At 43.6% G+C, this 23,865-nt stretch carries 17 protein-coding genes and 6 tRNA genes; 14 read left to right on the forward strand and 9 right to left on the reverse strand.

All coding sequences use genetic code 11. From position 1 onward, the window contains the following. The first annotated feature begins 69 nt into the window (after window positions 1–69). Window positions 70–1,596 (forward strand): tryptophan halogenase family protein, encoded by a 1,527-nt coding sequence (locus SPEA_RS05720; RefSeq protein WP_012154356.1) that lies wholly within the window; start codon window positions 70–72, stop codon window positions 1,594–1,596. Window positions 1,597–1,662: 66 nt separating this feature from the next. Here the strand turns inward: SPEA_RS05720 and SPEA_RS05725 are convergent, their stop codons facing one another. Continuing rightward, entirely contained in the window at window positions 1,663–2,391 is a 729-nt protein-coding gene (locus SPEA_RS05725; protein WP_012154357.1) for a SapC family protein, read from the reverse strand. Between the two features lie 768 nt (window positions 2,392–3,159). Here SPEA_RS05725 and SPEA_RS05730 point away from each other — a divergent pair. The 5 genes from SPEA_RS05730 (at window position 3,160) to SPEA_RS05750 (ending at window position 11,083) form a co-directional block, all read left to right on the forward strand. Then, window positions 3,160–5,880, forward strand: coding sequence for a beta-N-acetylhexosaminidase (locus SPEA_RS05730; RefSeq protein WP_012154358.1), 2,721 nt, complete (start codon window positions 3,160–3,162; stop codon window positions 5,878–5,880). Between the two features lie 237 nt (window positions 5,881–6,117). Continuing rightward, window positions 6,118–7,014, forward strand: a complete 897-nt coding sequence (gene nagK / locus SPEA_RS05735; RefSeq protein ID WP_012154359.1) for an N-acetylglucosamine kinase — start codon at window positions 6,118–6,120, stop codon at window positions 7,012–7,014. Between the two features lie 31 nt (window positions 7,015–7,045). Further along, entirely contained in the window at window positions 7,046–8,179 is a 1,134-nt protein-coding gene (nagA, locus tag SPEA_RS05740) for an N-acetylglucosamine-6-phosphate deacetylase (RefSeq protein WP_012154360.1), read from the forward strand. Window positions 8,180–8,294: 115 nt separating this feature from the next. Then, window positions 8,295–9,479, forward strand: coding sequence for a transmembrane glucosamine N-acetyltransferase NagX (gene nagX / locus SPEA_RS05745; RefSeq protein ID WP_012154361.1), 1,185 nt, complete (start codon window positions 8,295–8,297; stop codon window positions 9,477–9,479). A gap of 290 nt (window positions 9,480–9,769) precedes the next feature. Next, a complete protein-coding gene (locus SPEA_RS05750) occupies window positions 9,770–11,083 on the forward strand; it encodes a sugar MFS transporter (protein ID WP_012154362.1) in 1,314 nt (437 codons plus the stop codon). Between the two features lie 500 nt (window positions 11,084–11,583). Here the strand turns inward: SPEA_RS05750 and SPEA_RS05755 are convergent. The 4 genes from SPEA_RS05755 to SPEA_RS05770 all read right to left on the reverse strand — a co-directional run bounded on the left by SPEA_RS05755 (window position 11,584) and on the right by SPEA_RS05770 (window position 12,530). Continuing rightward, window positions 11,584–11,659 (reverse strand) — tRNA-Thr (locus SPEA_RS05755). 52 nt (window positions 11,660–11,711) lie between these two features. Then, window positions 11,712–11,787, reverse strand: a tRNA-Phe gene (locus SPEA_RS05760). 539 nt (window positions 11,788–12,326) lie between these two features. Then, window positions 12,327–12,402 (reverse strand) — tRNA-Thr (locus SPEA_RS05765). A gap of 52 nt (window positions 12,403–12,454) precedes the next feature. Next, a tRNA-Phe gene (locus tag SPEA_RS05770) sits at window positions 12,455–12,530 on the reverse strand. Between the two features lie 545 nt (window positions 12,531–13,075). Here SPEA_RS05770 and SPEA_RS22665 point away from each other — a divergent pair. Further along, window positions 13,076–14,310, forward strand: a protein-coding gene (locus SPEA_RS22665; protein WP_086024287.1) for an IS3-like element ISSpe1 family transposase whose coding sequence is annotated in 2 segments (ribosomal slippage) — window positions 13,076–13,433 and window positions 13,433–14,310 — 1,236 coding nt in all. Because the reading frame shifts where the segments join, the coding sequence is not laid out codon by codon here. A gap of 34 nt (window positions 14,311–14,344) precedes the next feature. Here SPEA_RS22665 and SPEA_RS05785 read toward each other — a convergent pair. From SPEA_RS05785 to mutY, 4 genes are all read right to left on the reverse strand, one after another. Next, window positions 14,345–14,420: transfer RNA gene (locus SPEA_RS05785), tRNA-Thr, on the reverse strand. A gap of 52 nt (window positions 14,421–14,472) precedes the next feature. Beyond that, window positions 14,473–14,548 (reverse strand) — tRNA-Phe (locus SPEA_RS05790). Window positions 14,549–14,989: 441 nt separating this feature from the next. Further along, on the reverse strand, window positions 14,990–15,268 hold the full coding sequence (locus SPEA_RS05795; RefSeq protein WP_012154363.1) for an oxidative damage protection protein: 279 nt from the start codon (window positions 15,266–15,268) through the stop codon (window positions 14,990–14,992). Between the two features lie 2 nt (window positions 15,269–15,270). Beyond that, entirely contained in the window at window positions 15,271–16,335 is a 1,065-nt protein-coding gene (gene mutY / locus SPEA_RS05800; protein ID WP_012154364.1) for an A/G-specific adenine glycosylase, read from the reverse strand. Between the two features lie 272 nt (window positions 16,336–16,607). Here mutY and trmB point away from each other — a divergent pair, with 272 nt between their 5' ends. The 7 genes from trmB to SPEA_RS05835 all read left to right on the forward strand — a co-directional run bounded on the left by trmB (window position 16,608) and on the right by SPEA_RS05835 (window position 23,711). Continuing rightward, complete coding sequence (gene trmB / locus SPEA_RS05805; RefSeq protein WP_012154365.1) at window positions 16,608–17,321, forward strand: tRNA (guanosine(46)-N7)-methyltransferase TrmB; 714 nt, start codon at window positions 16,608–16,610, stop codon at window positions 17,319–17,321. A gap of 50 nt (window positions 17,322–17,371) precedes the next feature. Then, window positions 17,372–17,698 (forward strand): YggL family protein, encoded by a 327-nt coding sequence (locus SPEA_RS05810; RefSeq protein ID WP_012154366.1) that lies wholly within the window; start codon window positions 17,372–17,374, stop codon window positions 17,696–17,698. Further along, a complete protein-coding gene (gene glsB / locus SPEA_RS05815) occupies window positions 17,698–18,612 on the forward strand; it encodes a glutaminase B (protein WP_012154367.1) in 915 nt (304 codons plus the stop codon). The genes SPEA_RS05810 and glsB overlap by 1 nt, the downstream gene beginning before the upstream one ends. 233 nt (window positions 18,613–18,845) lie before the next feature. Next, window positions 18,846–19,661: a YggN family protein gene (locus SPEA_RS05820; protein WP_012154368.1), complete on the forward strand. Its 816-nt coding sequence runs from the start codon at window positions 18,846–18,848 to the stop codon at window positions 19,659–19,661. Window positions 19,662–20,014: 353 nt separating this feature from the next. Next, the gene (locus tag SPEA_RS05825; RefSeq protein WP_012154369.1) at window positions 20,015–20,956 is read left to right on the forward strand and encodes a LysR family transcriptional regulator; all 942 of its coding nucleotides are present in this window, start codon (window positions 20,015–20,017) and stop codon (window positions 20,954–20,956) included. A 791-nt stretch (window positions 20,957–21,747) separates the two neighbouring features. After that, the gene (locus SPEA_RS05830; RefSeq protein ID WP_012153491.1) at window positions 21,748–22,764 is read left to right on the forward strand and encodes an IS110-like element ISSpe2 family transposase; all 1,017 of its coding nucleotides are present in this window, start codon (window positions 21,748–21,750) and stop codon (window positions 22,762–22,764) included. A gap of 653 nt (window positions 22,765–23,417) precedes the next feature. Continuing rightward, on the forward strand, window positions 23,418–23,711 hold the full coding sequence (locus SPEA_RS05835) for a hypothetical protein (protein WP_223296571.1): 294 nt from the start codon (window positions 23,418–23,420) through the stop codon (window positions 23,709–23,711). Window positions 23,712–23,865 lie beyond the last annotated feature (154 nt).

Below are 23,865 nucleotides of genomic sequence, written 5' to 3' on the forward strand. Positions count from 1 at the left end.
GGTCAAAAAATGCAGGTGCATAACTGCTAAAGCTTACTGTTGATACTGATTGGTATTATTGGAGGTGAGATGGATATTAAAAGAATAGCGATTGTTGGTGGTGGTACAGCGGGCTGGCTGGCGGCAAACCATCTTGGTAAAGCGCTGCAAGAAAATGATCAGTTATCAATTACGTTAATCGAATCTCCGGATATCCCAACCATTGGGGTCGGGGAGGGCACGGTACCCGCAATACGTCAGTCGCTGCAAAGCTTTGGCATTAGCGAGACCGAGTTTATTCGCCGCTGTGATGTCACCTTCAAACAATCGATAAAGTTCGTTAACTGGCTCGACAAGAGCCAGCATGGGCAAGATAACTTTTATCACCATCTGTTCGATATGCCTGGCTCAGTGCTGCAAGATTTAACTGCTCGCTGGTTAGCGAACAAAAATAGTTGTTACGCTGGTTCGGTATCGCCGCAGCATGAAGTCTGTGAAGCTTTTAGGGCACCAAAGAATATAAGCGATCCTGAATATGTGGGAAAGCTCGGTTATGCCTATCACCTCAACGCGGCTAAGTTTGCTAAATTGCTCGGTGAAAATGCTAAACAGCGATTTCGAGTTGAGCACCTTTGGGCTAATGTGCAGGAAGTTATTCTTGGGAAAGACGGTGAGATAGTATCTCTAGTCACAGATAGTGCAGGCAAGCTGGATTTCGATTTCTATATTGATTGTAGCGGCTTTGCTTCAATACTTATAGATAAGGCGCTTAAGGTTCCTTTTTTAAATAAGGCTGAGCAGTTGTTTGTCGACAAGGCAGTAGTCGTTCAAGTTCCCACTGCCAATGACGATGTTATCCCTCCCTTTACCATTTCTACCGCCCATCAGGCTGGTTGGATTTGGGATATAGCCTTAAGTAATCGCCGCGGTATTGGCTTGGTCTACTCTTCTAAATATATGGATGATGAGACCGCAATCAGCAAGCTAGATACCTATCTAGGCGGTACGCTTGCTGAGCATCAGCATAGAATCATTCCAATGACAGTCGGTTACCGTGAGCGGTCATGGGAGAAGAACTGTGTGGCATTGGGCTTGGCGCAAGGCTTTTTGGAGCCATTAGAGGCGACATCGATTCTTTTGACCGACTTTGCTGCCGGATTTTTAGCTCAACGCTTTCCAGATACTACTTCTCAGTTAGCCGCAATACAGCAGCGTTTTAATCACGTTATGGGTTATGCCTGGGAGCGAGTAGTAGACTTTATTAAGCTACATTATTGCCTGTCGGATCGTGAAGATTCACAATTTTGGATAGATAATCGTGATCCGGAAACTATGTCTGTAGAGCTCAAAAATCGGTTAGCACAGTGGCAAGATTTTGTGCCCTGTAGAGAAGACTTCTTTAGCAGGTTCGAGGTATTTGATTTAGAAAATTACCTCTATGTTCTGTACGGTATGCAGCATACCCCTGAGCGGAGGCAAAGGAACCTTGAGCTAGGGGCTGAATCCTGTGCTTTACAGCATAGACTGCATACTGTGGCTAAACAGCTTACAGCCGAGTTACCGCAGCATAGAGACTTGTTAGAGAAAATAAAGCGTTACGGTTTGCAGAAGGTATAGTTAATCTTTTTAGCCAAGTTCGGCAATGCTGAACTTGGCTAATACTATGATTTATGTTGATTGGTATTAATGAGTCAGATCATAGTTGTTTTGCTTTTCAATCAGGCGTGAGATCTGCTGTAGTGATACTAGGTGAGCGTAGATTAATGGCAGTAAGCCGTTTTCTTTTAAAGATAAGAACTCTTCATTGCTTAGCTGGTTTAAGGCCTGCTCATCAACCACATATATGCCGTCGATGTTAATTGGCTGCTGACTTTCGGCTAGCTTAATTGTTAGCTGTTTTGCGGTGAATAAACTTTTCGATGCTAACAACTGACAAATGTTGCCTGTTTGCTCATTAAATGCGGCGATTTCTAGCAGTGCTTGAGTACGTTTCTTAAGGTAGTCACTCTGCTCTTTGTCATCGTTAAATAAGCGCTGTGCATTCTCGCTGACTTCTGTCACTAACGGACTGGCTGTATCGACACAGATAAGTACGTTGTCACTTTCCTGACTGGTTTTAACTAAAGATAACGGTGCGTTATTAAAGCCTTTAGGCTTTATCATTGCAGGCCATTCACTCGTTTGGCAGTAGAGGTTTAAGTCGTTTTTAACTCCCATCATGGCAACAGGAATAAACTGCCCTGTTTCGCTATTCTTAACAAATACCAGTGGAAACTCGGTCGCTAATTGATGGAATTCGTGGAAAACAACAGGAATGAGTTGTTGATCGGCAAAGCGACGATAGTCTTTAGACTCAGTAACGCACATTCTAAGGTGATCATTAGAGTTAAGTGGGACGATATTATTTTTCATTGTTATAGGGTCCTTGAACGTAATCTTGTTTAAGCAGTCGTAGGTGAACGCTTTTGTGTTGCTAATGAGTGGCGTTTGTTGTGTTTAGGTATACTTTTAAGTGACAACGTTGTCAATTAAACCCTGAGCGCAATATTTCCCAATAGCTGGTTACTGCTAATAGTGGCCAAAGTTAATTAATGCCCTACCGTAACCACTTGTTTTTAAATTAGTTTTAGTTTGGTGTTTAATGCGTTTTAATTTGAGATGGAAAAAGAGTGACAAATAAAGGCAAGCCAATGGGTAAGCGATATTTATGCCGTCGGTACATGGTTTTTGTACGTATCGCAATGTTTTAATTTGCTTTTATTTGTTTGTGCCTATGCGGGTGAAATATAAATAGAGCCAAATGTCAGATAAATGTAGCTGTTTTGTATGTGTTTGTGTATATTCTAAATGACAGCGTTGTCATCTGCTTGTGTGACAGCTTGTTGTAAGGTCTTCATGGATGGGAAGAGGTCTCCCGCCCCATGTTTTTGACGAACAATTATGTTTGTTACTCCTATATAGTCTCTCCCCAGAAACTAGCGTGGGCCGAGTACTGATTGAGTACTCGGCCATTTTTTTATCTGGCACATTTAGGAGAGCCCTAAACGACACAATGTAATCAGAGACAAGCGTATTAAATTCTGAGTAAGATTGAGTTCTCGTTGATTTCCATAAGGGGGAGAAATAACGAGGTCGAGTAAGAGCATTTCACCTTTTAATAATAGAATCATAGGGAATGTAATGAAGATTAGAGTGATAGTTTCAGCAGTAACGCTAGCATTGACAGTTAGCGCATGTTCAAAGCAGAGCGAAACTGAAGAGCTTACTAGTGCCATCTTCCCCATAGAGCAAGGCTCACAAGTCGTTGAACAATCCGCTAGTAATAAAGCGTTGACTCAAGGTTCACTAACTCAAGCTAGATTGAAGAAAATTGGTGAAACCCTAGATATTCGTTACCGCGTGGTGACTAACATCCCAGACGAGCACTGCGACAAAGATGCGGCCGATGGTCGCTGTTTCCTAGCTGAAATCGACCTGACATCCGAAATCGCTATCGACAGTAAAGACTGGTCTATCTACTACTCTCAAATGCGACCGATTCAAAGCATTGTAGGCGATGAGTTCACTATCTCTCGCATTCAGGGCGACTTACATAAGATCTCCCCTGCAGCTGGCTTTAGCGGCATTAAAAAGGGCCAAACTAAAACGATTCAATTTCGCGGCGAGTTGTGGCAGTTATCAGAAACTGACGCCATGCCAAATTACTACATTGTTGCAGACGGTTTGGAGCCGGTTATTATTCGCAGTACTCAGCTATCGCTCGACCCTGAAACAGGCATGGAACTACGCCCCTATGTAAGCGCGTTTACCGACAGTGAAACTCAATATAAGCGTCGTGAAACCGATAAGCTTGAATGGGCGACAACCCAAGTCTTGTACCGCAGTAACCTAGATACACCTAACAGTCCAAAGTTAGCCGAAAATGCTATTTTGCCGACACCAACCAAGGTTGCTCTAAAGAGTGATGCAAAGTCGGTCTCACTAAAAAGCGGCCTAAAGCTAACACTCAACGGAGTGAGCCCTGGGGCTGTAGATGCTGCGCTACAGCGTCTAGCACAGCTTGGGGTTGAGCAAACTGACAAGGGGATTAAAACGGTACTATTACCTTTGCCTGTCCCCGGAGTTTTGGGAGAGTATCGTCTCGATATCTCTAGCAGCGAGATTAAAATTCTCGCCGCAGACGATGCAGGCTTCTCCTATGGCTTAGCCTCACTGGCAGCACTGGTTGATGTGGAAACCTTAACAGTCAACCCTATGCTGGTGGAGGATGCGCCGCGCTATGATTTTCGGGGCATGCATATCGATGTATCGCGTAACTTCCATAGCAAACAGTTAATTCTAGATCTGTTAGATCAAATGGCGGCTTATAAGTTAAATAAGTTACACCTGCATATGGCCGATGATGAAGGTTGGCGCTTAGAAATAGCGGGATTGCCTGAACTAACAGACGTCGGCAGTAAGCGTTGCCATGATCTCAATGAAGATACTTGTCTGCTACCTCAGTTAGGAAGTGGCCCATTTAGCGAGGCTAAAGTTAATGGCTACTATAGCAAAGCAGATTATATTGAAATTCTGCAATACGCTAACGCAAGGCAAATCCAAGTGATCCCATCGATGGATATGCCGGGTCATTCTCGCGCCGCAATTAAATCAATGGAAGCGAGATATCGCACCTTGATGGATGCAGATAAAGCCGAACAAGCTAAACAATATCTATTGTCAGACAGTGAAGATAAAACGGTTTATTCATCAATCCAGTACTATAGCGACAACACCTTGAACGTTTGTATGGAATCAACCTTTACCTTTATCGATAAGGTGATCGATGAAATTGCTGCGCTGCATAAGCAAGCAGGTGTACCACTGGATCTATATCATATCGGCGCCGATGAAACAGCAGGTGCTTGGATAGAGTCACCAGCATGCAAAGCCTTTATTGCCAATAATGATAAAGGCGTAACCAAGATGGAAGAGCTTGGCGCCTACTTTATTGAAAGAACCGCTAAGCTACTTGCTGATAAAGGTATTGAAGCCGCAGGCTGGAGCGATGGTATGAGCCATACTCGTCCTGAGAACATGCCAAAGCAAGTCCAATCCAATATTTGGGATGTAGTGGCTCATGGTGGACACCAGCGTGCGCATCAGCAAGCAAATCTTGGCTGGCAGGCGGTACTCGGACAACCTGAAGTGCTGTATTTCGATTTCCCCTATGAGGCTGATCCTAAAGAGCATGGTTATTACTGGGCGAGTCGTAATACTAACTCTAAAAAAATCCATAGCTTTATGGCTGGGAACTTACCCGCCAATGCGGAGCAATGGACCGACATCGAAGCCCTTCCATTTGAAGCCGATGACACCCTAAAAACAGATGAAGCAGGCAAGGTGATTAACGGGCCCTTAAAAGCATCATTCAGCTTTGCGGGGATTCAAGGTCAGCTATGGAGCGAAACGGTACGCAGTGATGAGGTCGCCGAGTATATGATGTTTCCTCGGCTGATGATGCTTGCAGAGCGTGCATGGCATCAGCCAAGCTGGGAAGTGCCCTATCAGCATCAAGGCGCTGTTTATAATCAAACTAGCGGCTATTTCACTAAAGAGATGCGCCAAGCCCAAGCCAATGATTGGCACCGAGTAGCTAACACTTTAGGGGCTAAAGAGTTGCTAAAACTCGATAAAGCCAATATTGCCTATAGAGTGCCAACGCCTGGGGCTGTCATTAAAGAGGGGAAGCTGTTTGCCAATGTTATTTTCCCAGGGCTTAAAATTGAGTACCGCGACGCTGGTGGACAGTGGCAGGCATACGCAGAGGGCGTAGAGGGCGTAGAGGTGACCACTCCGGTTGAAGTTCGAGTTATTGCCGCAGATGGCAAACGTAAAGGACGTACCTTAGTTGTTAATTAACAGATGGTTAACAGCTGTTGGTGTTACCTATGTAAGCAATAACTAAGCCTAAACGTAGCACTGCTCATGGTATTGCTACGTTTTCCTTTTTTTGTTTGGTGAGTTTAAAAAATAAATGACAACGCTGTCATTGGTGTTGTAACATGAGATTAACTTAGTGGGCTTTAGTCGCGAATTCACGCATAAAGTCCAGAGCCATTCTGTATTAATAGAATGAGAACGATAAAGAGGTCTGTCATGGGCATGAGCCAGACGAAAGAAGAGTCCCTATATATTGGAATCGATGGTGGCGGCAGTAAGTGCCGTGCAACAATCTACACTCACGATTATTGCATTCTAGGCACTGGAGTTGCTGGTCGTGCCAATCCACTTCATGGTTTAGCTCAAACATTTCAGTCAATTGAAGAGTCTACTCAATTAGCTCTTAGCGACGCTGGCCTTAAGCCTTCTGATAGTAGACGTTTAATCGCTGGCCTTGGCCTCGCTGGGGTCAACGTACCTCGTCTCTACCAAGATATTGCGAAGTGGCAACATCCATTTGCCAGCATGTATTTAACCACAGATCTTCATACGGCTTGTATCGGTGCCCATCAGGGCGAAGAAGGTGCTGTGACCATTACTGGCACTGGCTCTTGCGGTTATGCTCGTGTGGGTGATAAAGAGTTGTTTCTCGGTGGTCATGGGTTTGCTTTAGGTGATAAGGGTAGTGGCGCTTGGCTTGGTTTAAAGGCGAGTGAGTCGGCATTATTGGACTTAGATGGCTTCGGCGAAAAAACTTTATTGACCCAGAGGTTACTGCAACACTTTGAAGTTAGTAATGCCCTTGGTATTGTCGAAAACTTAGCGGGCCAGTCTTCTAGCACCTATGCCAAGCTTGCACATATTGTATTTGAGTGTGCTCGACTAGATGATGGCGTAGCATTAGATATCGTTCGGGAAGGCGCTAACTATATCAGCCAGCTGGTGAGAAAGTTATTTGAAATTAGCCCGCCTCGATTCTCTATGATAGGTGGCTTAGCAGAACCATTAGCTCCCTGGTTAGCCGAAGATGTACTTGCGAAACTATCTCCAAGCTTGCAGCCACCAGAGTGGGGCGCTGCATTTTTTGCTCAGCAGCAGTATACAAAAGCATAGCAGGGTCACTATTTTACTAAGTGGGAATAAGATGAAGCAGACGATAATTGCCGACCGCGTATTCGATGGGCAGACATTTCATACAGATTTAGCCATCACTTTTGAAGATGGTCATATTGTTTCATTCGACACAGTTCAAGGCGCCCATGAATCTCGCGTCAGTGGATTAATTGCACCGGGCTTTATCGATGTGCAAGTCAACGGTGGTGGAGGGGTGTTGTTTAACTCCTCGCCAAATGTTGAGGGCATCGAAGCCATAGGTAAAGCCCATGCAAAGTTTGGCACGACGGCTTACTTACCAACACTCATTACCGATGATGTCGGTGTAATGCATAGGGCGGCTGACGCCGTAGCATTAGCGCTTGAGTCGAACAGTGCTGGCGTGGTTGGAGTACATTTTGAGGGGCCTCATCTAAGCGTACCTAAAAAAGGTGTGCATCCACAATCATATATCAGGCGGATCTCCGATGCCGAGTTGGCTATTTTCAGTCGCCAAGACATAGGCATTAAAGTGGTAACGCTTGCACCTGAAAACGTCTCACCGGATGTCATTCAAGCTTTAGTCAAAGCCGGTGTAAAGGTATGTCTTGGCCATTCCAATGCTGATTATGACACGGTCAAAGCGGCTCTTGCTGCTGGGGCGATAGGCTTTACCCATCTTTATAATGCGATGTCTGCACTGGACTCTAGAAACCCAGGAATGGTTGGGGCTGCACTCGAAAGCGCAGAAGCTTGGTGTGGCTTGATTGTAGATGGTCATCATGTTCATCCCGCATCTGCACGAGTTGCTATCAATGCTAAACCTAAGGGTAAAGTCATGCTAGTGACCGATGCAATGCCTCCTGTTGGTGTAGATGAAGAGGTGAGCTTTGAGTTATTTGGCACTCAGGTATTAAGAGTGGGCGATAGGCTGAATGCGGTGACGGGGGAGCTTGCAGGTTGTGTGCTGGATATGGCTGGAGCCGTGGCTAATACCGTCAATATGCTCGGGCTAGCACCAGACGAGGCGTTAAGAATGGCTTCCTTGTATCCTGCCGAGTTTCTTGGCTTAAGTGATAAAATGGGTACGCTACAAGTTGGCGGGCGTGCAGATATGGTGTTACTGGATGACAAATACCGCGTAGATCAAACTTATATTGGTGGTGAGTTGGTTTTTAAGGGCTAATCATCAATGCTTGTTTTAACTTAAACTGAGCCTCTGTAGTAAGTAATAACTTCAAATACTGCAGAGGCTTTGCTTTATGTAGACGGCGATAAAAGCGATAACAAGGGCTGTTTAGATGACAACAATAATAGATAAACCCCGAGTAAGTATAGCTAGTGTGGCAGCTGAATCGGTTTCTAAGCCGGCAGCAAAACCTAGACTTAAGTCATTAGATGCACTGCGTGGCTTTGATATGTTTTGGATCTTAGGTGGTGAAGCCATATTTGCAGCTTTGCTGCTATTAACAGGCTGGGCTGGTTTTAACTGGTTTGATAGCCAGATGCATCATAGTACTTGGCATGGCTTTACTTTCTACGATCTAATTTTCCCGCTGTTTATTTTCCTCTCCGGCGTTGCACTAGGCCTGTCACCCAAGCGTTTAGACAAGCTACCATTGCCTCAGCGGATGCCGCTATACCAGCATGCAATTAAACGACTGTTACTATTACTGCTATTTGGGGTTATCTATAACCATGGCTGGGGGACGGGAGCACCATTCGCGCTGGGAGATATTCGTTATGCCAGCGTGCTAGGTAGAATTGCCTTTGCATGGTTTTTCTGCGCCTTGTTAGTGTGGCATACCAGTCTAAGAACCCAGATAGTTACTGCCATCCTTGTATTAGTCGGTTACGCCGTCCTGCAAACTTTCCCTTTTATGACGTTAGGTAATAGCGGCGCTTTTAGCCAGACAGGCTCAATTAACGCCGCTGTAGATAGCTTGTTGTTACCGGGCATAACTTATCAGAATGCAGCGGTCGACCCAGAGGGAATACTCTCGACTGTTCCTGCCGTTGTAAATGGCTTATTTGGTGTGTTTGTGGGGCACTTTATTGTAAAGCCACAGGTTAAAGGGGAGTGGTTTAAAGTCGCGATATTGGCACTGTCAGGCTTAGGTTTATTGGTATTAGGTTGGGCGGTTTCGCCATGGAATCCCGTGAATAAAACCCTGTGGACCAGTAGCTTTACCTTAGTGACTTCAGGTTGGAGCATACTTTTCTTAGCCTTGTTCTACACCATTATAGATGTTTTAAAAGTGCAGAAGTGGGCATTTTTCTTCACGGTTATTGGCTGTAACTCTATCGTTATCTACATAGCGACTAGCATAGTCAATTGGAAGTACGCCGCAACGAGTCTATTTGGTGGTGTCATTTCAAGTCTACCAAATCATGTTCAGGCACTTGGCAGCGTAACTTCTCTGTTGTTGGTGCAATGGTTAGTTTTGTACTGGATGTATAAGCGCAATATCTTCATTAAGGTTTAAGTTGGTCTGTTTACAATAGGATTTGATTAAGCTCTTCGAGTCAAAGTCGTATAGTGGGAACAATTGCGCTCAATTGAGCCGTAGAAGCAATAAATGACAGCGTTGTCTTTTTGGTCGTAATGTTTTAACATCGATGAAACATTAGGCTTGAGATGGCCTGAGATTGTAAGTGAAAGTCGAGAATATAAGCAGGCAGTCGTCTGCATAAGTTAACTGGTAACAATGAAGGATGGGGTAGCAGTTTAATCTGGTATCATAAAATTAATTACTATAAGAAGCAGGTTTAATACATGACAGCAACGACTCAGGCTCAAGCTAGCCCCAAGAGCAGTTTACTGCCTATGACCATAATTGGTGTGTTATTTTTCATCTTCGGATTTGTGACTTGGCTTAACGGCTCGCTGATCCCTTTCCTTAAAATTATTTGTGAGCTAAACGAATTCCAAGCCTTATTTGTGACGTTTGCTTTCTATATTGCCTATACGGTGATGGCGCTGCCGATGTCATCGATATTAAAGAAAACCGGCTATAAGAATGGCATGGCAATTGGCCTAGCTATTATGGTGGTTGGTTCTTTGCTATTTATTCCTGCGGCACAAAGCGCAAATTATACTCTGTTCTTAGGAGCCTTGTTTGTTCTCGGTACCGGTCTAACCATTCTACAAACCGCATCTAATCCTTATGTTGTGCATATTGGCCCTAAAGAAAGCGCCGCGATGCGCATTAGTATCATGGGGCTTATTAATAAAGGTGCAGGCGTCATCGTACCTATCTTATTTACTGCATTGGTACTTTCAGGTTTTGAAAACTTTACAGCAGATCATCTAGCTGCATTAAGTGAAGCTGAGCGATTAGCACAAATTAGTGAATTGTCTTCAAGACTGGTTATGCCATATATCTATATGGCTGTCGCGCTGACTTTCCTCATTGGTTTAGTTAAGTTTTCATCGCTTCCAGAATTAGAGTTTGAAGCAGCTGAAGATCATCAGGAAAAGGGCAGCATTACCCATTTCCCGCAGGTAGTTCTTGGCGCCGTAGCCCTGTTTGCCTATGTTGGCGTCGAGGTTATTGCTGGCGACACTATTGGTTTGTATGGCGAAAGCTTAGGTGTTCATAACTTTGCGTCGCTGACCTCTTATACCATGGTGTTTATGGTATTTGGCTACATTATCGGCGTGACCTGTATTCCTAAGTTTATCAGCCAAGAGAAGGCGCTACTTGGCTCGGCGATAGCAGGTATTGCATGTATCATTGGCGCAGCCTTAGGTTCGCGTGAAAGCACTATGATTGCCGATGTGCTTTGGGGTTGGAGTGGTATTCCTGTGATCCCAGACACAGTGACTTTTGTGGCTATGATGGGCCTCGCTCATGCACTTGTATGGCCATCAATCTGGCCATTAGCATTAGAAGGGTTAGGTAAGTATACGGCTCAAGGTTCTGCATTGCTTATTATGGGGATCTCGGGGGGCGCAATCTTACCTCTGGTATTTGGTAAGGTGGCATACTTTGCAGACAATACTCAGGTAGCTTATTGGGTTGGCCTACCTTGTTATCTATTCATCTTATTCTACGCCCTAAAAGGCCATAAGATGCGTAGCTGGTAACAATCGGTTATGAAGCTCCTGCCAAGCAAGAGCCGTTATAAAGGAGCCTAAGGGCTCCTTTTTTGTTTTAGAATTTAAAGCGGAAAAATCTAAGACGGTAAAACCGAAAGAGCAAAGTCGAAAAGATTAAGAGCTGTAGCTCGGCAGTTATGCGGTCATTGGTCTTAAAAAGGTAATGGATAGCTAGTAAGTGCTAAGACTGTAAAGGCTGGATGAGAGCCGGATAGAAGCCGAAAAAGCTCAGATAGAAAAGCCGGAAAAGCAAAGGCGAAAAGATAACAGGTCTGTAGCTCGGCATTTATGCCGTCATTGGTTTTAAAAAAGGAGATGGATAGTTAGTAAGTGTTAAGACGGTAAAGGCCGGATGAGCGCTGGGTAAAAGCTGAAAAAGCCATTTGAATATGGTGAAGCCTTTCTTGTTGAACAGTTAGTTTAACAGAATGAGGCGATTGAACTGCAGATACAAAAAAGCCACTCATTGAGTGGCTTTTTTGTTTTTATGGTGCCGGCACCAAGAGTCGAACTCGGGACCTACTGATTACAAGTCAGTTGCTCTACCAACTGAGCTATGCCGGCTTATCTGCTTAACAAGTTATCTAATCAAGTTAGTGAACTCATTAATAAATGTTGGTGCCCGAACCCGGAATCGAACCAGGGACACGAGGATTTTCAATCCTCTGCTCTACCGACTGAGCTATTCGGGCAACTAAGTATTACCAAAGTAAATCTTAGATTTGCTACTGCAAACTTAACAGCTTTAAAGCCCGTCTCGTTTGGAGTGCGCGTATAATATAGTGATGTTTTAGAAGGTGCAAGTGCTTTTCGCCTTGCATGGATAAATAACAACCTAAAGTTTGCAAGTAATTACTCGGTTGTTGATATTGTAGGCGATGCGGGCAGTGTTTGTGTGGTCTAGAGGTTCATAAAGACTAGTGATTACAGCGTCATTTCTATTTTGGTAAGCCTAGAAACGTTACTGCTCTCACCGAGATAAGCTTCAATTGTCTTATCGATACGCGACAGCACTGTTTTGAGTAATACCAATCAGTATAAAGGCGTAGCTAATGGAATGGATAGTTGAGTCTTTCATATCAACAAATACCTTCTATCTATAATTGGGGTAAAGCTTGTTAAAGGAAAGGTTTCAGGGTGAGATAGTAGCGGAACCACGAAGAGCTTAGTTTAGAAGGTGTGATTCTCAGATACAAAAAAGCCACTCGATGGAGTGGCTTTTTTGTTTTTATGGTGCCGGCACCAAGAGTCGAACTCGGGACCTACTGATTACAAGTCAGTTGCTCTACCAACTGAGCTATGCCGGCTTATCTGCTTAACAAGTTAACTAATCAAGTTAGTGAACTCATTAATAAATGTTGGTGCCCGAACCCGGAATCGAACCAGGGACACGAGGATTTTCAATCCTCTGCTCTACCGACTGAGCTATTCGGGCAACTAAGTATTACCAGAGTAAATCTTAGATTTGCTACTTCAAACTGAGCCTTTAAAGCCTGTCTCGTTTGGAGTGCGCGTATAATATAGCGATGTTTTAGAAGGTGCAAGTGCTTTGTTGTGCGACTGAACAACAAATAGCCGTTAGGCGGGGTAAATGCTTTGTTTTATTGCTGTTTGTATTTTATTTCTACAAGATCTGGCGGGGCGAGGGCGGAGGGAGCCGGGCGGGGCTGTATGAATGAACCTAGATCAGGGTGAACGTTTGAGCGAGTAGGCAACCGTTCAGCAATGAAAGCTTGATAGTGCTTATTTAATTATTCAGGTATTAAAGAGGAAAACTGTGCGGAAATTGAAAGCACTCAAATATGTATAGGCTCTACAATCGTGCATATGAATAGCCGATGTAAAAAAGCACTCGGATCTGAATTAGTTTTATCGCGGCTAAGTCGCTGGAAAACAGATACAAAAAAGCCACTCGATGGAGTGGCTTTTTTGTTTTTATTGTCTTGTCCTGAAATGTGTTTACACATTTAGGACTTTATAATGACTACACCAATACCAGCCCGCGTTAAGCGAACACAGCGAGATTATTCGTTAGGCTTTAAATTACAAGTTGTAGCTGCCGTAGAAAAAGGCGATATGACTTATAAACAAGCTCAAACAACCTATGGCATCCAAGGTCGCTCCACGGTACTTACTTGGCTTAGAAAGCACGGTAAGATGGACTGGACTCAACCAGTGAGAATGACTATGCCAAAAACAACTAAAGCTAAAGAAACCCCAGCTCAAAAGATTAAGCGCCTTGAAAAAGAGCTGGAAGATGAGCACTTACGTAATCTATTACTCAATGAAGCCGTTGATATTATTGATGCAGAATATGGAGCTGGCCTTAGAAAAAAGTACTTAGCCAGGGAGCGAGAAGTCTTCAAAAACAGAAAGTAACGAGCTTAAATCGCGCTTGTAAGCTTCTGGGTATAACAAGACAAGCTATCTATCAAAGAGAACGAAGAGCGAATTGTAGAGCAATGGAGTTAGCCCCTGTAAGAGCGATGATACTAGATATCCGTCGGTTTATGCCTCGGATTGGTGGCAAGAAACTCTACTTTTTACTTAAACCTAAGTTCATCGAGAAAGGGATTAAACTTGGGCGCGATAACTTCTTTAGTTACTTGAAAAGTGAAGGCTTGTTAGTCAAACCTAAGCGTAATTATACCAAGACGACTAACAGTAAACATTGGATGAAGAAACATCCAAATTTACTGAAAGAGTTAGTGCCAACAGCACCTGAAGAGGTGTTTGTTAGTGATATAACATATGTGCAATCAGAGCAAGGCATACATTATCTATCATTGGTAACTGACGCGTTCAGTCGTAAAATAATGGGATATGAATTAAGTAATGAAATGAAAGCTACAGACGTAGTCAAAGCGTTAGAAATGACGATAAGTAATCGGCAGTATCAACATCGAGCAGTGCATCACTCAGACAGAGGGTTACAGTATTGCTCTGCCGTTTATCAGTTAGCGTTGCAAAGAAGTGACATCCGCGCATCAATGACCGATGGATATGACTGCTACCAAAACGCACTAGCAGAACGTATAAATGGGATATTAAAGCAAGAGTTTCTATTATCTCCTTGCTGCAACCTTAATGAGTTAAAGCAACTCGTTGAGGAGTCAATTTTTATATACAATGAGCTGAGACCGCACTTAAGCTTGGGTATGAAAACACCTAATCAAGTGCATAAAAAAGACCAGCAGCAGAAGCTACTGGTCTAGTAAAAACCGTCAACCTATTTCAGGACGGGACATATGGTGCCGGCACCAAGAGTCGAACTCGGGACCTACTGATTACAAGTCAGTTGCTCTACCAACTGAGCTATGCCGGCTTATCTGCATAACAAGTTATCTAATCAAGTTAGTAAACTCATTAATAAATGTTGGTGCCCGAACCCGGAATCGAACCAGGGACACGAGGATTTTCAATCCTCTGCTCTACCGACTGAGCTATTCGGGCAACTAAGTATTACCAGAGTAAATCTTAGATTTGCTACTACAAACTCACTGGCTTAAATGCCTGCCTCGTTTGGAGTGCGCACATCTTATAGCGGTGAAAAATTTCCTGCAAGGGCTTTTTTGTTTAACGGCCACTGTTCGCTTAGTTTGTGTGCAGGGCGCTAAAAAACGAACAATCATTGACATGTTTGTGACTAAAATACGCACTACAACCTCTGATGTAGGACGGTTATCGCTTTTGGACTGGCAGGTTAATCATAGTGTTTTACATATATAAAGAGGGAGGGAGGCTTAGTGACTCACTTATTTTATCAAGGTTATGACTCTAGAATCGTCTATGAGTGCTTGTTTTTTAAACTGGCGCGGGGCGTTAAACATAAAGGCGTCGCTTAAATTAAGTTTAAGCGACGCCTTTATTGGTTCATTTTATAAGCTTGCAGTGTTACTCGTCATCTTTTTGAGGAACATAACCCTCAATCTCAACGTCTTTGCCTTCAAACAGAAAGTTTACCATCTGCTCTTCTAAAAATTTACGATCCTCAACATTCATCATGTTAAGTTTCTTTTCGTTGATCAACATGGTTTGCTTTGACTGCCAAAGAGCCCAGGCTTCTTTACTCACATTGTCGAAAATACGCTTTCCCAAATCGCCAGGGTAGAGCTGAAAACCTAGGCCTTCTGCTTCTTTGTTTAAATACACGCAGTTTACTGTGCGAGCCATGATTACTCCTTATTTAATACAGAACCTAAGTCGGCCAAAATTCGCTCGGTGGCCGAGGCTAAACCAACTTTTGGTGGATGAGTTAAGTTATACCAGACCGTGGAAGTTTGTTCCATGATCTGGTTATCGCTATGCCCTGTTGCTCGGATGAGTACCGGCTGGACATCGAGGTGAAAGTGGCTAAAGGTGTGTCTAAATCCTGTTAGTTCAAGCTCTGAGATCACCTTTAGCTGTTTGTCTTTTATATAAGTATCTAATTCTTGGCGCTGACTAAACTGCGGGAAGCACCAGAGCCCGCCCCAAATACCCGCCGGAGGACGCTTTTCTAACTGCACTTGCTGATTTTCTTCAATGACTAGCAGCCAAGCAGATTTTTCTGGAATGGTTTTCTTAGGTTTTTTACCAGGGAATTCGCTCTGACGACCACTTAACTGAGCCTTACAGTCAATGGCGACCGGGCATTGAGCGCAGTTGGGTTTTGAGCGGGTGCATACTGTCGCACCTATATCCATCATGGCCTGGTTATATTTTTGGATATCTTTTGCTGGCGTTAGGTTTTCAGTTAATAGCCAAAGTTGTTGCTCTACAGGTTTTTTACCAGGCCAACCTTCGATAGCGCCGTGGCGAGCCAAAACACGCTTAACGTTACCGTCGAGAATGGGGAAATTAAGCCCCAGTGATAAAGACAGTACCGCTCCAGCGGTGGAGCGGCCAATGCCGGGCAGCGCTAAAACGTCATCGAAATCGGTTGGAAACTCACCACTAAACTGTGATTGCATTGTTTGGGCTGCTTTATGCAGGTTACGTGCGCGTGCGTAATACCCAAGCCCAGTCCAATAGTGCAGCACTTCATCTTGCTCGGCACTAGCCAAGGTATCGATATCTGGAAATCGAGCAATGAATTTTTCGAAATAGGGGATAACGGTGGCAACTTGAGTCTGCTGCAGCATGATCTCTGAAATCCACACTTTGTATGGGGTTTTAGCGATTTGCCAAGGGAGCTGTTTACGACCAAAGTTGTCGTACCAAGTAATAATTCGGGTTGAAAAAGAGGCGGTAGTTTTCATCGGCGCAGTGTAACTTTAGCCTTGGCGATTAACAAGCCGACACTTGTGCTTATTAAGCAGGAAATGATGCAAATTGTTATTGGATACGTGCAGTGTTTGAGCGCTAAAGCAAGTTATTTGCGGGCAAACTATAGCTGTTGCTCGCACAAACTGAGATTCTTGGTATAATTTCGCCACAATAAGGCTTGCACTGAAGGTTTAACTTTGGATAATGCCTTTCTTTTTTAAATAATAGCTGTCTAATGCTAGCGCAGCCTTAAGCGAGGGCGATAATGAGCGACGTAACAACCGCTGAATTCAATGAAGAGGGTAAATACCTTCGTAAAGTCAGAAGCTTTGTGTTGAGAGAGGGCCGTCTAACTAAAGGTCAAGCTCAAGCAATGGAGCAGCAATGGCCTAAAATTGGTCTAGATTACACTCCTGAGCCAATCGACTTAGTTGAAGTCTTTGGCCGTGAAGCTGATACCGTTTTAGAAATTGGTTTTGGTATGGGCGCATCATTAGTTGCAATGGCGAAGGCTGCACCAGAATTAAACTTTATTGGTATTGAAGTGCATAAACCTGGTGTTGGTGCCTGTCTGGCAGAAGCTGCAGAAGCTGGCGTGACCAACCTACGTGTTTATCACCATGATGCGATTGAAGTGCTCGAGAACAGCATTGCCGAAGGCAGCCTGGCTTGTGTGCAATTATTCTTCCCAGATCCTTGGCATAAGACTCGTCACCATAAGCGTCGTATCGTTCAAGCGCCATTTGCTGAATTGATCCGTAGCAAACTTAAGGTTGGCGGTGTATTCCATCTAGCAACAGATTGGGAAAACTACAGCGAGCATATGCTGGAAGTGATGACTGCAGCGCCTGGTTATAAAAACCAATCTGCAACAGGTGATGTCGTAGAGCGTCCAGCTCACCGTCCGCTAACTAAATTCGAAGCGCGTGGCCACCGTTTAGGTCATGGTGTTTGGGATCTTATGTTTGAGCGCGTTTAAGCGTTTAATAAGAAAGTAAACTTTAAAATAAGCTATTTAGGAGAGTAACCATGGCAGCAAACCGTAGCCGTCGCTTACGTAAGAAATTACGCGTTGATGAGTTCCAAGAGTTTGGATTTGACGTTAACTGGACTTTTAATGAGTCAGTAACTGAAGAGCAAATTGATGCGATCGTTGATCAGTTTATTGATGAAGTCATTGAACCAGCAGGTCTTGGTTATCATGGCGGCGGCCATAAAGAGTGGGAAGGTATTATTGCCACTCAAGATATTGGCAAGTGTACTGAAGAAAACAGAGCCGCTGTTAAGGCGTTCTTTGATGCACAACCAGTATCAGATCTTGAAATTGGTGAGCTTTTCGATATCTGGTGGGGCTAATGCCTGAATTGGCATTACTTGAAGAGGTCATCGAAAAAGTTCGGCCTCTTCTAGGACAGGGGAAAGTAGCTGATTATATTCCAGCGCTTGCCCAAGTCGATGCTAATAAGCTAGGTATTGCGGTGACAACCTCTGACGGTGTCACAATAGGGGCTGGAGATTATCTCGAGCCCTTTTCAATTCAGAGTATCTCTAAGGTATTTAGTCTTACCTTAGCGCTGATGTTGTATGAAGAAGATGAAATTTGGTCGAGAGTAGGTAAAGAACCCTCAGGCCATTCTTTTAACTCTTTAGTACAGGTTGAATTGGAAAAAGGCTTACCTCGAAATCCATTTATCAACGCTGGCGCGCTGGTCATTGCCGACCTTTTGCAAAGTCGCCTAGGTGCTCCTAAGCACCGTATGCTTGAGATTGTTCGTCAGCTCAGTGAAAACCATCGCATAGGTTACGATAAAGTCGTTGCCGCGTCTGAGTATCAACACAGTGCAAGAAATGCTGCGATTGCTTACTTGATGAAGTCCTTTGGTAATTTCAACAATGATGTCGATACTGTGCTGCATAGCTATTTTCATTATTGTTCGCTGCGCATGAGCTGCGCAGATCTATCCCGTGCTATGTTTTACTTAGCAAACTCAGGTAAGAGCCTTGCTGGTAAGCAACTTATTACGCCTGTGCAAAATCGGCAGCTAAATGCCTTATTAGCCACATCTGGTCTTTATGATGGTGCTGGTGAGTTCGCTTATCGTGTCGGTATGCCGGGTAAGAGCGGTGTCGGTGGTGGAATTATCGCGGTGATCCCTGGCGATATGTCTGTGTGCGTTTGGTCCCCAGAGCTTGATGCCAACGGCAACTCTTTAGCGGGCACTGCTGTGTTAGAGGCTTTGAGTCAGACTTTAGGTCGCTCAATTTTCTAGTATTACTGTTCGACTTTGTTATATCTGCATCGATATCAGTACCTACACCAGTTGTTTGTGATATTTGGCTAATAGTTAGTTTAATTGGCCAAATATCTTACTGCTATACATCTTCAAAACCTAACGAACCACTCTTAATTCTTTTAAAACAGTAGCTTGTGTGTTTTGGCATAGTCTGTGCTTTATCTCAGTCAATATAAAGATTTAGATAATAGCGATAAAGGATTGAAGCGATGAAAAAATTACTTACCTCAGTTGGGATCTCTGCAGTGTTGCTTTCGGCAACTAGCCTACAAATAGTTTCTGCTCATAGCGACCATGATATGACCAATGAGTGTGAAGTCTCATTGAATTACGATGTTACCGTAGAGCCTAAGAAGCTTATCGTGAGCGAGGTTGGTGACGAGAAGTACCGCATTGAAATGGATAAGCTGTTTGTTAATGGCAAGCAAGTTTCACTCAATAGTGAACAGCAAGCATTAATTAGCCAGTATTCGCAAGAGGTTTCAACGCAGGTTCCAGAAGTCATAGCACTGGTTAATGATGCCGTAGAGATGGCATCAACGGCAGTGAGCTTAGCCTTGACGCCACTATTAGGTGATAGCGCCGGCGCTAAAATTGACGAGATGATGGCAGGTCTTGAGGAGCGTATCGAGACTGTGGCTTACCAGAATGGCGATAAGTTTTACTTAGGTTCGACCGAGTCTTCTTTAGAAGATGCTTTTGGCGAAGAGTTTGAGCAAGAGATGGAAGAGTTAGTACAAAACTCTCTAGGCAGCATGATGATGACTCTGGGTGCACAGATGATGTCTGGTGACGGTGATAGCTTCGAACAGAAGATGGACTCATTCTCACATAAAATGGATTCAATCGGCGAAGAAATAGAGCTGCAGATGGATCAACAAGCCGAAGATTTAGAAGCGCGTGGCGAGAAACTATGTGAAAGATTTAAAACCTTAGTGGTGCTAGAGCAGCAATTGCGCAGTGAAATTCCTGAGCTTGCTAATTATCCCCTAGTTGAAACAGCAAACACGACTTTGCAGGAGTAAATACAGTTTCACTGGACTCTTTGGCTGATCAAACATAATCAGTACTTCTGTTGCTTCTGACTGTCTTGCAACCCCCCTGCATCCCACCTTTATGCAGGGGTTTTTCCGTTTTAAGCCCTGCTAAACTTTTGTACTAGCTAAGAGCTTTCAAGTTAGGCCAAACTACATATTTGATGAGTTATGGGGATTTTTTGGTATACTTCTAAAAATAAAAGCAAAAACCAAATATTGGTAAATAATAAAAACTCTACTCTAGCGTACGCATATTCACTTAAGATATTGTTTTTATACTAAATAACATGTCTTAGCGATGGAAGTACTATTACTGTCGTAAACACCTTAAGGCGATTTACATGTTAGAACTTTTAGAACCAATCGCAATTTTTACCCATGTGGCTCGAGCGGGGAGTTTTAGCTCTGCAGCGAGAAAGTTAGGCATATCAAAGTCTAAAGTCAGTACCCAAGTGGCCGATCTGGAGCACAAGCTTGGCGTTCAATTGATTCAACGTACAACTAGAAGCTTGAGTTTAACCGAGGCGGGTCAGCTACTGTATACCCAAGGTGAAGAGTTATTAAGAGATGCCGACCAAGCTGTTGCTAGCGTTCATAATCTTAATGATGCTACCCGAGGCGTATTGAAAGTTGGTATTTCTCAGTCTTTCGGCACCATGCATATCATTCCTGCTTTGCCAGAGTTTATGGCAAGGCATCCAGAACTAGAGTTACAAGTTAGCCTGCTCGACCATAAAGTCGATGTGGTTAGCGAAGGTTTAGATCTGCTTCTTACTATGTCAGAGCAATTGCCCCTTGGCATGGTTGCCAGACCCTTGATGAAATGTCAGTTCTTGTTAGCCGCCTCTCCCTCATACGTTGCAAAACATGGCGTTCCTAGCCGCCCAGAGCAGCTGGTGGACCATAATTGCTTGGTTTACCAAGGTGAGTGGCATGAGCATAGCGTATGGCAATTTAAACAGGGTGAAGACAACTGTGAAATTGGCGTAACAGGTAATTTCAGAGTCGATAATGCGCCAGCACTTAAGTCTGCTGCAGTTAGTGGTTTGGGTGTGGTTTATCTTGCCAGTTACCTGCTCGAAGATGAGCTTGAGAAGGGCACTTTAGTCCCTCTTCTTGAAGACTGGCAGTTGACTCATAATTTACCATTGCAGGCTGTTTACCCAAGACGTAAGCATTTAGCACCTAAGGTGAGCGCCTTTATCGATTTTATAAAGGATCATATCGGTACCCCGCCATATTGGGACGCCCCCTTAAAAGACTTGTATGCAAAGCGTAAGTAAATGGGGAAACATTGTTCTGCATTTGGGACGCTGTAAAGCTGAACGAGTGTTGGTACTTGTTACTCTTTGAAATTCAGTTACTTAAGCTCTGTAGCTAAATTGTTTAGCCAAGCTAGAGTTAGTTTTGGCTAAACAACTTTAAATCATTTCAGTTGCAGTTTGTTTTCATTTTAATACAATTGTAACCAGTTGATTCAAAAAGTTCTGAGTCCTATAGTGCAATCGAGAATGACCCCTCTCAATTGTGCTATACAGAGCCGCTATATGCAGTTTTGTATCAATGCTGGTAGGCTTTAATAACTAAAACAATACCAGCCTTAAAACCATCATCCTAGTTTGGTTTGCCCCGGTTTCCAACCGGGGTATTTTTCTATCTACTCTCGATATACTCCCCAAATTTTAGTGGCATTCTCAATCGATAATTCCTAGCTAATAGCTGAAAGAATAGTATTCCCTTGTGAAGCTGTTCAACGCAGAAGTAGGCAGCAAATACCGCTCCAGAATGACGAGTTTTAGCGGCTCTGATACTGCGACTCTTAAAGAACAAGAGGGAGCTTAACCTTAGTTCAATAATGCTCTTCACTCGTTGCAAGCAGTATGTCCCCGGCATGCTTGCAGACATTTCCTCCATACTTGGAGGTTAGATGCAGCGAATGTTATTAATTCACGACTATATGGATATAGGAGGTACGAGACCAAGGATAATGGAATGGACCCATCCACTTTTAATCGGCCTCGCAATGGGCCACGATGTAGTTGCTTAAACTCATCAGAAAGAGGACGGGTCCACTATGAACATTACTACAATTGGTCTTGATATCGCAAAGTCCGTTTTTCATTTTGTTGGCGTTAATAAAGCCGGAAAGCTTGTCAAAAAGAAGATAATTAAGCGCAAAGAGTTAGTGCTTTTTCTTGCTCAAATAGAACCTTGCCTTGTTGTGATGGAAGCCTGTGGCGGTGCAAACTATTGGGCTAGGGAGTTCGAGAAAGTTGGCCATCAAGTTAAGTTAATAGCACCCCAGTATGTCGTTCCCTACAGACAAGGAAATAAGAATGACTATAACGATGCACTTGCGATAGCTGAAGCAGCACAACGCCCCAACATGCGCTTTGTAGAGCCTAAGCCAGTAGAGCAGCAAGATATTCAGATGCTGCATCGAATGAGAGAAAGACTAAACAAACAATCTACTGCACTGATAAATCAAGTGAGAGGTATGCTCGCTGAGTACGGCATTGTCATCACAAAAGGAAAAGCGTCTTTTAGGACAAAGCTACCAGATATTCTAGAAAATGCCGATAACGAATTAACAGTCAAAGGCCGAAGTGTTTTTTATCAACTATATGAAGAGTTTAATGACATTGAGAAGCGACTTAAAAACTGTGATGCCCAAGTTCAACAAGAGGTGAAAAGTAACCAAGTATGCCAGCGCTTAGAAAGCGTACCAGGCATTGGCCCTGTGACTGCCACAGCATTTTATGCAGCTGTTGGGCAAGGTAAAGATTTTACCAATGGGAGACATTTTTCAGCATGGTGCGGTCTAGTACCCAAACAGCATAGTAGTGGCGGGAAAAATAATTTGCTTGGTATTAGTAAGCGAGGAAACGCTTATTTGAGAACGCTATTTATCCACGGGGCAAGAACTGTCTTACAGCATAGTTCTAATAAAACTGACAGATTTAGTTGCTGGGCTAGCGCACTTGCAGAAAGGCGTGGCTTTAACAGAGCTTGTGTTGCCGTAGCTAATAAGCTTGCACGAATAGCGTGGGTTATAGCAGCAAGAGAAGATGAATACCGTATCACAGTATAAATTAATCATTAACGCGTCAACTTAACGAGATAATCATAAGTTTTGCTAACCACCAAGTTGCCAAGATAATTGATTTGATGATGAGACAGTCAGACTGTTCTGCTTAAAACCTTGCTTCGCCACAGGCTCTAAAGAAGCCGTAAGGATGATAAGGAAAGTAGAAGCAAATATCCATCAGGGCCAGAGGAGTACCTCAATAACAGGCCGAATATATGGGTGCAATGAACTCTTCTCAAAGTCGATATTAAATATCTTGCAAACCGGATGGGTCCATATATGGTCGAAGGTAGAATAATGCAGGAGCGATTATCGAGAGTAATGCAGGAGTTGTTACTGAGGAGAAATTAATGACCTTGCCACATAAGCGCTAAACTCTCGCTGAGCGACCAAATCTTTATACTGATTGGTATTACTCATGACTTCCTGTTACAAATGCCATCAAACTAAGCGCAATAAAACGGATTACCAGCCTTTCTACTTAACTGTAGCGACTGACAGTGGCTCCCGTGATGAGTGAGCTTCGAACAATGCAGTTCGTTACCTTTGGGTATGCTCTAAATCAGCATTAAGTTGAGAGCTGAAAGGCCGTTGAATACCAGCCTTCTAAGAGTAATACCAGACTCTGAAATCATCGGATATAGAAGGATGGAACAATGAATATTCTCAACAGAAAACAGTATGTACTATTGCTAGCCGTGTTAATTGTATCGACCAGTGGCCACTTATTTGCTAGAGGTGGAGGGCAAGGTTTTGGTGGTTACAATGCCATTAGCAAGGCCGAGCTTGAGGCTAGTTGGAATGGTCAGCGCGGCTCTCAACATACTGCTATCAGAGGTGTTAAGGTTCAGTGGTATGCTGATGTATGCGGTACAGCAAATGGTCATGTCACAGATGTAAAACTCTGTATAAATGATAAGAAAAAAATGACTAAGGATGACAGCCATTGATTCAATTTTTACTGTCAAAGCTATTTGTTATTTCTTAGTGCCAAGGTTTAAAGTCAATCTTGGCTTTTTAATCGCTATCGGTTATTCATACTCAACTTTCTAACACTCTTTGAGTATTCAAATCGGCAAGCTGAGCTACTGCTTGTTTTCAGGA

The organism is Shewanella pealeana ATCC 700345 (assembly GCF_000018285.1).
GTDB lineage: Bacteria > Pseudomonadota > Gammaproteobacteria > Enterobacterales > Shewanellaceae > Shewanella > Shewanella pealeana.